This window comes from Microbacterium forte (genome assembly GCF_031885415.1).
Classification (GTDB): Bacteria; Actinomycetota; Actinomycetes; order Actinomycetales; family Microbacteriaceae; genus Microbacterium; species Microbacterium forte.
Window position 1 is genome coordinate 1,873,534 of record NZ_CP116871.1, and the last position, 13,275, is coordinate 1,886,808.

Sequence of the window (13,275 nt, forward strand, 5' to 3'; positions counted from 1 at the left end):
GCGTCGATGACACGGATATACCGACATTCTAGGTGAGACTCAGGTGGTGTGACCTGCGCCCGTCGACCCGATCGTATTCGGGTCCCACGGGGTCGTCCGCATGTCGCGACCGATGTGTGAGCAGCGAGGCCACCACGAAGAACAGGATGAAGGCCGTAGCGCTGTCGATCAGCCCGCTCTCGGTGACGGAGCGGATGATGACGAGCGTCAGCAACGGCGTGACGAGCCACCGACGCCGAGACGAGATCAGCGCGCTCGCCACGCACCACACGATGAGTGCCGCGATCAGCGCCGTGCCGATGAGGCCGGTCTGGGCGAGCAGCGACGCCCAGCTGCTGTCGAGCACCTGCTCGTCACGCCACTTGATGTCGACGGGGATCTTCTTGGCCGAGAGCCCGATGCCGATCCACTTCTGCCATTCACCCCAGTCCCAGCCGAGCACGACCCTCCACACGTCGAAGCGCGAGTCGAGCGCGGTGGACGTGTCGTTGGAACCCGCTCTCGTGGCCAGGCTGCCGAACACGTCGGTGAACGAGCCGATGGCGTAACCGAGCGGGAGAGCTCCGAGAAGCAGATAGAGCACGCTGCGGTCGCGGATCCCGTTGACCAGAACGGCGACGCCGATTCCGACGACGATCGCGAGCAGCCCGGTCCGCGATCCGCTGGCCACGGCGATCCCCACCAGGACGACCGCGGCGAGCAGGCGCCACACCCGCACGCCGTTGCGCAGCATCAGGATCACCAGTCCGATGATCGGCGCGGCCACGAGTCCCGCGAGCTCGTTCGGATGGATCTCCGGGATGCCTCCGCCGAGGCGACCACTGGCCGCGAGGCTCGGCAGGCCCGTGACGGCGGCGACGACCGCCACCGAGGCCATCGCTGCGAGGAGGCACACGATGCTCGTCACCCAGGGGACGGTGGTGAGCAGGAAGAGGATCGTGGCCATCACCAGGAACATCCTGCCGACGAGGATGATCGTCGCGGAGTCGTTGCCCGCGAGAACCGAACCCAGCACACTCACCAGCAGGGCGAGGGCGATCACGCATGCAGGGGCGATCCCTACGGCGACCCGCTCGCGTGTCCGCGCGGCCAGGGCGAGGGTGGCGGCGAACGCGAGCACAGCGATGAACGCCTTGGCGACCACCACTCCATCGGCACCGCCGGAGTAGATCGTCGCGCTTCGCCACGGGATCACGCTGACGATGATCAGCACGTAGAGAGCGCCCACCGCCGTCACCCGCGCGGTGCTCGGGTGGTGAGCGGACTGCTGCCGGGGTTGGCGACGGGTGTCAGTCAGAGCGGGCATGCGAGCCTCCGGCGCCCGCGAGAACCGGAGCCGGATCACGGTCGGAGATCCGCCATGACTCGGCGATGGAGCCGAGGGACCTCGAACCCGTGTGCAGCATCACCACGCCCACCGGGCGCACGCCCATGACCCGCAGGCGCGTCGTGACGGCCACCAGATCGGTCGCGGACGTGGAGTTGTGCTTCACGTTGATGATGACACCCGCCCCCGGACCCGCCAGCTTCTCGATGAGCGCCGAGGCCCCGGGATCGCAGACGACGACCACCACGTCGAAGGCCTCATGCAGGGCCGCGATGATGCCGGGAAGCGCCGAGACCAGCTTCTCGAGCGGGATGGGATCGTCGGCGACGAAGACCGCGTCGGTCTCCTCACCCGTCGAGATCGGCTCGCCCTCGAGCACCTCGTTGAGCGTGTGACCGTGGCCCTTCACGTGCGATTCTCTCGTGTCCACGACGCACGCGGTCGCGCCGATCAGCCGCTGGGCCTCGAGCATCCCCGTGACCGCCTCGTCGTCCATCGCGTCGTCTGTGGCCGGGACGACCACGTGTGTGCGCACGCCGCCTCCGGCGAGCGCGACGAGGTTTCCTGCCGCTTCCTCGTAGGCGACCGCCGCTCCGGAGTTCGCGTCCTGGCGCAGACGGCTGCGTCTCGGTATCTGCCCGATGACGGGAAGGCCGGACGAGCGTCGGACATCCGAGATCGTGCGCAGACGCCGATTGGTCGTGGTGCGGTATACGGCGACGATCGCTCCGAGCGCGAGACCCGCGATGCCGCCGAGCCCTGTGATCGCCGTCACCTGCGGCGAGATCGGAGCAAGCGGTGCGACCGCCGGCAGCACCTGATCGAGCGCCACGGTGTAGCGCGCGTCATCCTCGTCGTTCTCGGTCTCACCGATCAACTCGGACAGGTGGGTCGCGGCCGAATTGGCGATGTCCGTTGCGAGCTGGGCGGTCGGCGCGTCGGCGCGGACCACGAGCAGCACGGTGTCAGCCGTGTTCTCGGCCGAGACCATTCGCCGGATGTCGCGGTCGGGGTACTCGTCGTCGTCGAGGTCGAGGTCGTCGCGTACGGCGTCGATGACCTCCGGACTGTCGACCAGCGGCGGATACGACTTGATGCGCGCCAGGCTGAACTGGTTGCGCTCGAACAGCGATGCCTCGGTCGAGTCGACGCGCAGCAGGAGAGTCGACGTCGCCGCATAGGTCTCTGGAAGCATCTTGGTCACGAGCCACCCCATGCCGGCCCCGAACACCGCGAGCACGACGATGACCACCCATCCCTCGCGCAGAATACGTCCGTAAGGAACATCTTCCATCGCCAACCCCCTCAGTCGAAGACAGGGCCTAAACCTACCATTCGCCCCGCGGCCACCTGTTACCGCGGCGGCCTCTCGGTCCGACCGTCGGCGACGACGAGCCACCGCAGCCCCAGACCGCCGAGCATCGACGCCACCGCGAGCGCGAACGGGAGAGTCGACGGTTCCGCTCCCCACGCGAGCATCACGATCACGGCGATGATCGCGAGGATGGTGTCCGAGAGGCGGATCAGGAACACCGCCACCTGCTTGCCTCCGACCGCTCCCAGTGCGCCGTACGGGGTGACGATCGCGACGGACATCCCATACGCGAGCCAGGCGACCACCGCGAGCGGATCGACCTCGACGTCGAAGAGAAGCGGACTCACCCAGGGAACCAGCGCCACGGCGACGACGCTCATCAGGACCGTGCCGATCAGGAGGAAGCCCACGACGCGGTCCGCCTCACGGACGGAGCCTCCCGTGCCTGCTCTGTGCTGGTCGGCGAAGCGCACGAACAGGAACGACGAGAGCCCACCGATCACCAGGATCAGTGGCGATGTGTACGTGCGCGCAGCTTCGAGCAGGCCGACCGCGGTGAGTCCGGCGCCCGCGAGCACCAGCAGGCGCAGCACCGTGAACAGGCTGGGGCGCAGCACCTGCTGCAGCCCCCGCCACATGCCATAGCGCCAGACAGGGGCGATCGCGGCACCGCGGAGTCCGACGAGATGTCGATCGGAGCGGGGCACGAGCAACCAGCCGATGACTGTCGCGACGATCTGCCCCGCAGCGATGCCCGCGAGGAACACCCCCAGCGAGAGGGTGCCGGTCGCATTCACGGCGAGGATGATCGCGAGCGCGACGATGAATCCCGAGATATCGGTGGCGGCGGTGCGCACGAACGACATGTGCGCGATAAGGAGCCGCCGCACGATCTCCTCGACGGCGAATGCGGCGAGGGCGACCGCGAAGATCGCCGCTTCGAGCGCATCCGAGAAGCCCGTCAGCCAGGCGGTCAGGAACGCACCAGCCGCGAGCACCGCCGACGTGATGAGCAGCATCGCCTGCAGACCGGCCCGGATCGCACGCTGCGAACGCTCCAGCACGACGAGTGAATCGCCGATGAGCCCCGTCACCACGGCCGTCGCGACGATCACGACCCCGTACAGGATCGCGAAGCGCCCGTACTCGTCGATCCCGAGCAGTCGCGCGACGAGTATCTGCAGAAGCAGACCTATTCCCGCCTGCGCCGCTTGCGCGATCACGGCCCCCAGAGCCTTGCGTTTCATCTCGCCTCCCCGCCAGACATCCTCGCACGCACGACCGGATCACGAGTTCGGGTCTACCGCGGGGACCCGGCGCGCCGCACAGTGATCCGACTCGACACGACCTCAGAGCTCGCCGGGCTTCATCGCCTCGGCGTCGATCGCCCGGATGATGCGCACGGTCGCGGTGTCCGGCTTCGGCTCGCCCGTCGTCGCGTCCGCCTTCACACGCCGTTTCGGCGCATATACGACCAGGGAGTGGAAGAGGAAGCGCGCGAAGAACGCGACGATGAGCGACAGTCCCGTCGCGAGGACGCTCGAGATATGCCAGGTCTCGACCATCAATGCCATCACCGGGATGCGCAGCGCTGCCTCGACGTTGTTGAACGTGAACGACGCGGCGAAGCGGCCGCCCAGCCCTCGCGCATCCGTGCGCATATCCGCGAAGACGAATCGCTCCTGCAGGATGAAATTGCCGATGATGGTGACCTCGGCGCCGATGATCGCCGCCCAGATGTAGGGCACACCGGCCTGCGTCAGCAGCCACATGATGCCGAGGTTGGCGACCGCCCCGATCACACCGATCATCGCGAAGAGCGACATCTTGCCGAATCGCAGTCTGGCCAGGTGCGCGACGAAGGTCGCCCCCTGACGCAGGCTCGCCTTGGAGGTTCCGTGGCGGCGCTCGCCGAACTCCATCGGCACCTCGGCGATGCGCAGATCGGTGCGGGCGAGGATCTCGAGAAGGATCTTGAAGCCCTGCGGCCTGAGGGCGGAGAGGTCGAGGCGCGAGCGGTCGACCAGGAAGAAGCCGGTCATCGGATCGGTGCTGCGCGCGAGACGGATCGGGAACATCGCTCGCGTCAGCCACGTGGCCGACCGAGAGACTCCGAACCGCACGGCAGTGCCCAGACCGCTCATGTCGCCCCCGCCGATGTAGCGCGAGGCTGCCACGACATCGGCATCGCCTTCGTCGTGCCGGCGCACCAGTGCAGGAAGCAGTTCGGGCGGATGCTGCAGGTCGCCGTCCATGACGATGCAGAGATCGGATGCCGCGGCCTCGAGGCCCACGGCGACCGCTCCCCCGAGTCCGCCGGTGTTGTCCGTGCGGTGGATGACCCTGACCGGCAGCGGGGCGTCGGCGGCCACCCGCTCGACCTCGGCGGCGGTGCTGTCGGTGCTGTCGTCGACGAAGAGGATCTCCGCGTCGTATCCGGCGAGCGCGACGGCGGTGCGTGCGACGAGCTCGGCGACGTTCTCACGCTCGTTGAAGGTCGGCACGATGACGGTGACCGATGTCCCCACTGTGCGCCCCTCCCCTGTGCCGACAGCACTGCGGACTCCATAGTTCCATGTGTTCCTATGCATGAGGAAACGACGACCTGCTAGAGTGACGGGATGCGGCTGTGGGAGTCGCTGGGCGGATGGGGATCCGCCTCTGGGGAAATACTGATCTGGGGAGATCATGGGGACGCGCATCGGCTATGCCGTGGGTGCTTTCGACCTGTTTCACGTCGGGCATCTCAACCTTCTTCGTCACGCCAAGCAGCACTGCGACATCCTCGTCGCCGGTGTCGTCAGCGATGAGATGCTGCGGCAGGTGAAGGGCATCGAGCCCGTCATCCCGACCGCTGAGCGGGCGGAGATCGTCCGTCACATCTCGTTCGTCGACGACGTCTACGTCGAGACCACTCCGTCGAAGATGGATTCGTGGCGAGACGTGCAGTTCACGCACTTCTTCAAGGGCGACGACTGGCGCGGCACCGACAAGGGCCTGCGGCTCGAGCGGGAGTTCGCGGAGGTGGGCGTCGAGGTCGTGTACTTCCCGTACACGGCGCACACGTCGAGCTCGTCGCTCCGCCGCGCGCTCGATGCGATCAGCGCCGGCGCGACCGTCGGCGCTCCGGCGCTCGCGACCCGCTGAATCGGGCCCGCTGACGCTGCGCCCGCGGCGTCAGTTCGCGACGCCGAGCAGACTGCGTGCCATCCGCGCCACGTGCGGAGGCGTATGCGCGCCGAGCCAGACCGTCCATTGCAGCGCGGGCTCCGCGCACGTCCACTCGATGCACCACGAGTGCACGGCATTCGCGAGGCGTTCGCCTTTCGCATGCTGACGGATGCCGTCGCCGCGCAGCAGCCAGCGCACCGACACCCCCTCGGGCACGTCGATGTGGCGGAACTGGATGCGTGCGGCCGCCTCGAGGAGGATGACCCCCTCGGCATCCCAGGGCAGCCGTGCGGCGATGGCGGCGATGGCTCCGGCGTCGGTCGAGTCGCCGGCGATGAGCACGACCCCCTCGATGTTCTCCCAGTCGGGGTCTTCGAGATGCTCGCACGCGCTGTTCATGCACCAAGTATAGGTAAGGCTACCCTTAGTGAGCAATGATCGATCGACGGCATCCCTCCGCTCGGCGCCCGCCCAGCCAGGGCGCTCTACGCTGGAAGCATGACTTCTCCCGCAGACTCCGCGATCACCGTGTTCGGCGCCGACTGGTGCCGCGACTGCATCCGCACCAAGAAGCAACTCGACTCCCTCGGCGTGGAGTACACCTACGTCGACCTCGTCGCCGACCCTTCGGCGGCCGACATCGCGAAGGAGATCTCGGGCCGCATGAACATCCCCGTGGTGCTCTACCCCGACTCCTCGCACCACGTCGAGCCGTCGAACGCGGACGTCGAGTCGAAGCTCCGGGAGCTCTCGCTCATCTGACCTGAAGCAGGCTCTTCGCGCACCGATACACTGGCGCGATGAGCACCGCGGCTCGGCCCGAAGCAGCCTCCGTCCGCCTGTCCGCCCGCACGGTCGCCCTCTACGCGATCGGCTCGCTCGGCACAGGCGGGTACGCGACCCTCCCCGGGCTGGTTCTGACGTACTTCCTCACCGACAATCTGGGTGTCGCCGCCCTCACCGCCGGCCTCATCGTCACCGGGGCGAAGATCTGGGACGTCATCATCGACCCGGTGATCGGCGCCGCGTCGGACCGTCAGTACGCGAGGACCGGCTCGCGTCGAGGATTCATGGTCGCAGGCGGCCTCACTCTTCCGGTGTTCTTCGCGCTCACCTTCGCGGTGCCCCCGTCCTGGGGCCCGACCGCCGGCGCCGTCTGCGTGCTCCTCGCGTTCCTCGCCACAGCGACGTCCTTCAGCCTGTTCCAGGTGCCCTACGTCGCACTGCCCGCCGAACTGACCTCGGGCTACGACGAGCGCACCCGGCTGCTCGGGTGGCGCGTCGTCGTGCTCACCGCAGCCATCCTGCTCTTCGGCGCCGGCGGCCCCGAGCTGAGGGGCGCCACCGCCGACCCCGTCGCGGGATACCTGCTGATGGGCGTGGTGGCGGGCGTGGTCATCGGCGTCGGCATGCTCATCGCGTCACGGACAGCGGATGCCGCCGCCCATCACATGGCCGCGGACGAACGCCCCCCGGCGGTCGCTCCGGCAGGACTCCGGGAGCAGTATGCCGCCGGCGTGCGCACTCTACGACGCAGTCAGCCGTTCCGCGCCCTCCTCGGCACGTTCGTGCTGCAGGCGCTCGCGACCGGGACCATGCTCGCCGGCGCGCAGTACGTCGCCACATGGGTGCTGCGCTCCGAAGACGCCGTGACACTCGTGTTCCTGGCGCTCGTCGGGCCCGCCCTGCTCGCGACGCCGGGCTGGACGGTCGTCGCCCGGCGCCTGGGCAAGGAGCGGGCGTTCGCTCTCGCGAGCATCCTCTTCCTGATCGCCGCCGCATCACTCGTCCTGGCCGTCTGGACGCCGGGCCCCTGGATGTACGGCTCGATCGCGGTGGCCGGCATCGCCTATGCCGGGCTGCAGTCGCTGCCGATGGCGATGCTGCCCGATGTGATCTCACACGACGAGCGCCGCACCGGAAGAGGCCGGGCCGGCACCTTCACGGGCGTCTGGACGGCAGGAGAGACCGTCGGGTTCGCGCTCGGAGCGAGCACGGTCTCCCTCACGCTGGCCGCGACGGGATACGTCTCGAGCGTGGCGGGCACGACCACGCAGCAGCCGGACGCCGCGATCACCGGCATCGTGCTCGCATTCAGCATCCTGCCCGCCCTGCTGATGGCGGCGAGCCTGCTCACGCTTCGCCGCTACCGCCTGCGCCGCGCCGACATCGACGCCTGACCGGAGTGCGCGACATAAGCTGGGATCCCGCCCGAAGGAGACGCCGATGACTTCTGCGACAACGCCCGCCGCTTCGACGAAGACCCCGGAGCTCGGAGAGGCCGAACGCGATCGCCTCGACGCCGCGATCGACGACCTTCAGGGCGGCACCCGCACGTGGTCGGCCCTGACGCTCGCCCAGCGGGTCACCCTGCTGCGCGCCGTGCGCTCGAGCGTCGCCGCCGCTGCGGAGGACTGGGCCGACACCGCAGCCGCGTCGAAGGGCCTCGACGGCCGGCATCCGCTGCGCGGGGAGGAATGGCTCAGCGGACCCTACAGCGTGCTCGGCGCCCTCGATGCCTACATCGAGACGCTCACGCGCCTCGCGAACGGCACCAACCCGCTGGACGGGATCACGATCGACCGGGCTCCCGGCGGACGCACCCGCGTGCGGGCCTTTCCCCTCACCGGCATCGACCGGTTCCTGCTCTCCGGCCACACGGGAGAGGTCTGGCTCGAACCCGGCGTCACCCCCAACGGCGCGCGCGCCGCGGCAGGGCTCGCGCAGCGCACCCCGTCGGACTCGGGGGGCGTGGGACTCGTGCTCGGCGCCGGCAACATCACCTCGATCCCGGTGCTCGACGTGCTCTACGAACTGCTCGCTCACAATCGCACGGCGCTGCTCAAGGTCAATCCGACGCAGGACGCGCTCGTGCCCGTCTACAAGCGAGCGCTCGCGCCGCTCATCGGTCCTGGGCTGCTGCGCATCACGCGCGGCGGGCCCGACGTCGGCGCCTACCTGACCGGCCACCCCGACCTCGTGCACGTGCACATCACGGGGTCGGCCGCGACCTTCGACGCCATCGTGTGGGGCACGGGGGCTGCGGCCACGCGGCGGCGCCGTGAGAACCGTCCGCTGCTGAAGAAGCCCATCACGGCCGAGCTCGGCGGGGTCTCGCCCATCATCATCGTCCCGGGCGAGTGGACGGACGCCGATCTCACGTATCAGGCGGAGCATGTCGCGACGATGCGTCTGCAGAACAGCGGACACAACTGCATCGCCGGCCAGGTGGTGATCATGTCGTCGGATTGGGCGCAGGCCGACGACTTCCGAGCCGCTCTGCGCCGCGCCTACGCGAACGCTCCGGACCGGCCGATCTGGTACCCCGGTGCGACCTCGAGGATGCACCTCGCGACCGATGCGTACCCCGACGCCCTCGTGCTCGGCGATCGTGTGCTGGTCGAGGTCTCCGACGGCGACGACGCGACAGCGCTGCAGAGCACCGAGTACTTCGCTCCGGTGCTGGGCGTCGTCTCGGTGGCGGGCACCGGCCAGGAGTTCCTCGACGCGGCCGTGGCCTACGCGAACGACCGGCTGCAGGGCACGCTCGGCGCGAACCTGCTGATCGACCCGTCGACCGAGAAGGCACTGGGCGCGGGATTCGACCGGGCGATCGCGGCCCTTCGCTATGGCTCGATCGCGATCAACGGCTGGACGGCCTTCGGCTTCATCACCCCGACCATGACCTGGGGAGCGTTCCCCGGCAGCACGATCGCCGACGTCGGCAGCGGCATCGGCGTCGTCCACAACGCACTCCTGCTCGATCGCGTCGAGCGCTCGGTGATCCGCGGACCCTTCCGGCCGTTCCCGCGTTCTCTTCCGGTCGTCAACGGCGGCGGGCGCCTCACCATCCTGCCCAAGCCGCCGTGGTTCGTCTCCTCCCGGACGGGCGCAGCGGTGAGCGAGGGCCTCACGCGGTTCCGCGCGCACGGCGGCACGATCGGGCTGCTGAAGACCCTGACCGCGGCGCTGCGCGCCTGACGCGCGACCGGCCGCCGCGGGCTCAGCCGGCGAAGCGGTCGGTCGCGGCGCGCAGCGCGCGCTGGATGCCGGGCTCCGTCGCCGAGTGTCCGGCATCGTCGATGACGACGAACTCGGCCTCCGGCCAGGCGGTATGCAGGTCCCAGGCGGTCATCATCGGAGTGCACACGTCGTGACGCCCCTGCACGATGACGGTCGGGATGTGACGGATGCCGTCGACACCGGCGATGAGCTGCCCCTCGGTCCACCATCCGCGGTTCACGAAGAAGTGGTTCTCGATGCGGGCGAAGGCGGTCGCCGTGTGCGGGTCGGACATCGCCTCGATCTGCGCGGCATCCGGGCGCAACGTGACCGTCGAGGCTTCCCACCGCGACCAGGCGACAGCCGCCGGTTCGTGCACGGCCGGATCGGGGTCGAACAGACGCCGGTGATAGGCCTCGATCATGTGCGAGCGCTCGAGCACCGGGATGGGCGCGATGTACTCCTCCCAGAGGTCGGGGAACAGAGCGGCGGCGCCGCCCTCGTAGAACCACTCCAGCTCTGCCCGACGGAGTGTGAAGATGCCCCGCAGGATCAGCTCGCTGACGGCATCCGGATGAGCCTGCGCGTAGGCGAGCGCGAGTGCACTCCCCCACGACCCGCCGAACACCTGCCACCGCTCGATGCCGAGGTTGCGGCGAAGCAGCTCGATGTCGGCGATCAGGTGCGCGGTGGTGACGAAGCGGAGGTCGACATCGGGGGCGCTCGCGTGCGGAGTGCTGCGCCCGCACCCGCGCTGGTCGAGGAGCACGATCCGATACACCTCAGGGTCGAAGAACCGACGCTGCCACGGCGACGTGCCGCTGCCGGGGCCGCCGTGCAGGAACACCACGGGTTTGCCCTCGGGGTTGCCGCTGGTCTCCCAGTACATGCGGTGCCCGTCGCCGACGAGCAGTTCACCGGAGTCGTACGGTTCGATGGGCGGATACAGCGCGTCGAGTTCCATGGTCAGAGTTCTCCGGGCGCCGCCGTGAGCGGGTCGGCGCACACATCGAGTCCGTACTTGTAGCCGCTCGCGAACCACCCCTGCCGCTGCTCGCTGGTGCCATGCGTGAAGCTCTCGGGGTTGACCGAACCGGACGACTGCTCCTGGATGTTGTCGTCGCCGACCGTGTTCGCGGCGTTCAGCGCGTCGGTGATCTCCGCCTCGGTCGGCTCCAACAGGTAGGGGACACCGTCCGGGTCCTTCTCCTGGGTCATCTGCCCGATCCAGGCGCCCGCATAGCAGTCGGCCTGCAGCTCGATGCGCACGCCGTTGCTGTCCGGGCCGGTGCCGTTGTTCGGATACTGATTCATCACGTCGGTGATGTACTGGATGTGGTGGCCCCACTCGTGACCCACGATGTAGAGCTGAGCGAGATCGCCGGCGGATGCCCCGAACTGCTGCTGCATGAGGTCGAAGAACGTGGGATCGATGAAGACCGTCTCATCGGGCGGGCAGTAGAACGGGCCGACCGCGTTCGACGCGGTGCCGCACGAGGTCGAGGTGGCTCCGTCGACGATGATGAGCTGCGGCGGGCGGTAGCCCTCGACGTGGTCCTCCCAGTAGCCGTCGAGCGCCAGCTGCGAGGCCGCCACTCGGCAGTCGACGTTCTCGTTGGCGTCCTCGCCGGTGAGGCAGTTCTCGATCACGCTGCCGCCCGCAGGCTCGGTGCCCCCGCCGGTGCCGCCACCGCCGCCCAGCAGGCCGGTCAGGTCGATGCCCAGCAGTGGTCCGGCGATCAGGGCGATGATGCCGAGCAGGCCGACACCGCCCGCTCCGGCGACGACGGCGCCGCGGCCGCGTCGGCGGGCGGTGTTGCCGGAGACATCAGCGTCAGGGTTGAAGGTCATGCCACGAGGGTACTCTGCACGGCGGCCTCTTCACGGTCGTAGGCTCGAGTCATGACGACCACCATCACGCTCACGGGTGCGGGCGGACAGATCGGCTACGCACTGCTGTTCAGAATCGCCGCCGGAGACATGCTCGGCCCCGACGAGAAGGTGCGACTGCGGCTGCTGGAGATCCCCCAGGGGCTCGGCGCCGCCGAGGGAGCGGCCCTCGAGCTGCAGGACGGCGCCTTCGGCCTGCTCGAGCACGTCGAGGTCACGGACGACCCCGCCGTCGGCTTCGACGGGTGCGACCTCGCTCTGCTGGTCGGCGCTCGTCCACGAGGACCCGGGATGGAACGCGGAGACCTGCTCGCCGCCAACGCCGGCATCTTCGGCCCGCAGGGCGCCGCGATCGCGGCCCACGCGTCGTCCGACGTGCGCGTCACCGTGGTGGGCAACCCGGCGAACACGAACGCGCTGATCGCCGCGGCCGCGGCCGACGGCATCCCTGCAGAGCGATTCACCGCTCTCACCCGACTCGACGAGAATCGCGCCAGGGCACAGCTGGCGCAGACGCTCGCAGTGCCGGTCGACACCATTCGTCGTGTGCCCATCTGGGGCAACCACTCGGCGACGCAGTTCCCCGACGTCTCGCACGCGACAGTGGCAGGAGAACCGGTCGCGAAGGCTCTCGAGGCCATCGTCGGCGATGTGCCCACGTGGCTCGATGAGACCTTCATCCCTCGTGTCGCGAAGCGAGGGGCCGAGATCATCCGGGTGCGCGGCTCGTCTTCCGTGGCGTCTGCCGCGAACGCCACGATCGAGCACGTGCGCGACTGGGTGCACGGCACCGACGACTGGACCTCTGCCGGGGTCGTCTCGCACGGCGAGTACGGCGTTCCCGCTGGTCTGATCTCGTCGTTCCCGGTGCGGTCGATCGACGGAGAGTGGCAGATCGTCGAAGGGCTCGAGATCAGTGAATGGGCCCAGGCTCGCATCGACGCCTCCGTGGCCGAGCTCGTAGAGGAACGAGAAGCGGTACGCGCGCTCGGGATGCTCTGAAAGGTCACCGCGCCGGCTCCGATCAGGGCAGAATGGATGCCGGAGGTGCGCGATGAGCGAGACGATCGATCCCATGAAGGCGACGGCATCCGTCGACGAGGCCCTGACGAGTCCGCTGCATCTGCCGCACGCGGCCGCGGAGTGCCCCAAGTGCTTCACCGAACTGCAGCAGAACCGCGACTTCTGGCTCGCGCGCCCCGACGGGTCACGCCTGGTCGGACTCGTCGTCTCCCGCGAGGGCATGCCGTCGGTGGTCGAGCAGCGCGACGACCTCACCCGGTTCGGGGTGCCGATCGAGGGGTTCCGTCACCCCGCTCCCGACATCCTCGAGAGCTGGAGCGATCGACTGTCGCGCCTGATCGGCACGCTGAAGACCGGAGACGTTCTCGTCGTGGCGAACATCAACGCTCTGGGGCGCGACGCCGAGGAGGGTGCTCGCACCGCCAAGGAGCTGCGTCGCCACGGCATCATCGTCAAGGTGCTGAGCCACGACGCACGTCACCTCGCCGACGCGACCCGCTGAGCTCAGGCGGCCAGTCGGCGCACTCGCCCACTGACCGCCCCCGCC

At 69.0% G+C, this 13,275-nt stretch carries 13 protein-coding genes; 6 read left to right on the forward strand and 7 right to left on the reverse strand.

The genetic code is table 11. The features are described 5' to 3' along the window. Positions 1–28: 28 nt before the first annotated feature. The 4 genes from OB895_RS09015 to OB895_RS09030 all read right to left on the reverse strand — a co-directional run bounded on the left by OB895_RS09015 (position 29) and on the right by OB895_RS09030 (position 5,233). Complete coding sequence (locus tag OB895_RS09015; protein ID WP_311879884.1) at positions 29–1,306, reverse strand: O-antigen ligase family protein; 1,278 nt, start codon at positions 1,304–1,306, stop codon at positions 29–31. Further along, positions 1,290–2,621, reverse strand: a complete 1,332-nt coding sequence (locus OB895_RS09020) for a YveK family protein (protein WP_311879886.1) — start codon at positions 2,619–2,621, stop codon at positions 1,290–1,292. Before OB895_RS09020 ends, OB895_RS09015 begins: the two co-directional genes overlap by 17 nt. 59 nt (positions 2,622–2,680) lie before the next feature. Next, positions 2,681–3,889 carry a lipopolysaccharide biosynthesis protein gene (locus OB895_RS09025; RefSeq protein ID WP_311879887.1) on the reverse strand — a complete coding sequence of 403 codons (1,209 nt, stop codon included), beginning with the start codon at positions 3,887–3,889 and terminating at the stop codon, positions 2,681–2,683. A gap of 102 nt (positions 3,890–3,991) precedes the next feature. Then, positions 3,992–5,233, reverse strand: coding sequence for a glycosyltransferase (locus tag OB895_RS09030; RefSeq protein WP_376708809.1), 1,242 nt, complete (start codon positions 5,231–5,233; stop codon positions 3,992–3,994). A gap of 97 nt (positions 5,234–5,330) precedes the next feature. Here OB895_RS09030 and OB895_RS09035 point away from each other — a divergent pair, with 97 nt between their 5' ends. Further along, positions 5,331–5,789 (forward strand): FAD synthase family protein, encoded by a 459-nt coding sequence (locus tag OB895_RS09035; RefSeq protein WP_042542251.1) that lies wholly within the window; start codon positions 5,331–5,333, stop codon positions 5,787–5,789. A 30-nt stretch (positions 5,790–5,819) separates the two neighbouring features. Here the strand turns inward: OB895_RS09035 and OB895_RS09040 are convergent, their stop codons facing one another. After that, positions 5,820–6,212, reverse strand: a complete 393-nt coding sequence (locus OB895_RS09040) for an SIP domain-containing protein (protein WP_042542250.1) — start codon at positions 6,210–6,212, stop codon at positions 5,820–5,822. A gap of 99 nt (positions 6,213–6,311) precedes the next feature. Between OB895_RS09040 and OB895_RS09045 the strand changes: the two genes are divergently transcribed. From OB895_RS09045 to OB895_RS09055, 3 genes are read left to right on the forward strand one after another with little or no spacing between them, the layout of a single operon-like run. Next, on the forward strand, positions 6,312–6,575 hold the full coding sequence (locus OB895_RS09045; RefSeq protein ID WP_042542249.1) for a glutaredoxin domain-containing protein: 264 nt from the start codon (positions 6,312–6,314) through the stop codon (positions 6,573–6,575). A 38-nt stretch (positions 6,576–6,613) separates the two neighbouring features. Next, on the forward strand, positions 6,614–7,993 hold the full coding sequence (locus OB895_RS09050) for an MFS transporter (RefSeq protein WP_079112188.1): 1,380 nt from the start codon (positions 6,614–6,616) through the stop codon (positions 7,991–7,993). Positions 7,994–8,039: 46 nt separating this feature from the next. Then, positions 8,040–9,794, forward strand: coding sequence for an aldehyde dehydrogenase family protein (locus tag OB895_RS09055; RefSeq protein ID WP_079112187.1), 1,755 nt, complete (start codon positions 8,040–8,042; stop codon positions 9,792–9,794). A gap of 22 nt (positions 9,795–9,816) precedes the next feature. Here the strand turns inward: OB895_RS09055 and pip are convergent, their stop codons facing one another. Both pip and ypfJ read right to left on the reverse strand, forming a co-directional pair. Next, positions 9,817–10,779 (reverse strand): prolyl aminopeptidase, encoded by a 963-nt coding sequence (pip, locus tag OB895_RS09060; protein ID WP_042542246.1) that lies wholly within the window; start codon positions 10,777–10,779, stop codon positions 9,817–9,819. A gap of 2 nt (positions 10,780–10,781) precedes the next feature. Next, complete coding sequence (gene ypfJ, locus OB895_RS09065; RefSeq protein WP_042542245.1) at positions 10,782–11,666, reverse strand: KPN_02809 family neutral zinc metallopeptidase; 885 nt, start codon at positions 11,664–11,666, stop codon at positions 10,782–10,784. A gap of 51 nt (positions 11,667–11,717) precedes the next feature. On the opposite strand from ypfJ, the gene OB895_RS09070 reads away from it, so the two are divergent. Continuing rightward, positions 11,718–12,707 (forward strand): malate dehydrogenase, encoded by a 990-nt coding sequence (locus OB895_RS09070; protein ID WP_042542244.1) that lies wholly within the window; start codon positions 11,718–11,720, stop codon positions 12,705–12,707. Between the two features lie 52 nt (positions 12,708–12,759). Beyond that, positions 12,760–13,230 (forward strand): recombinase family protein, encoded by a 471-nt coding sequence (locus tag OB895_RS09075; protein WP_052493032.1) that lies wholly within the window; start codon positions 12,760–12,762, stop codon positions 13,228–13,230. Positions 13,231–13,275: the final 45 nt, after the last annotated feature.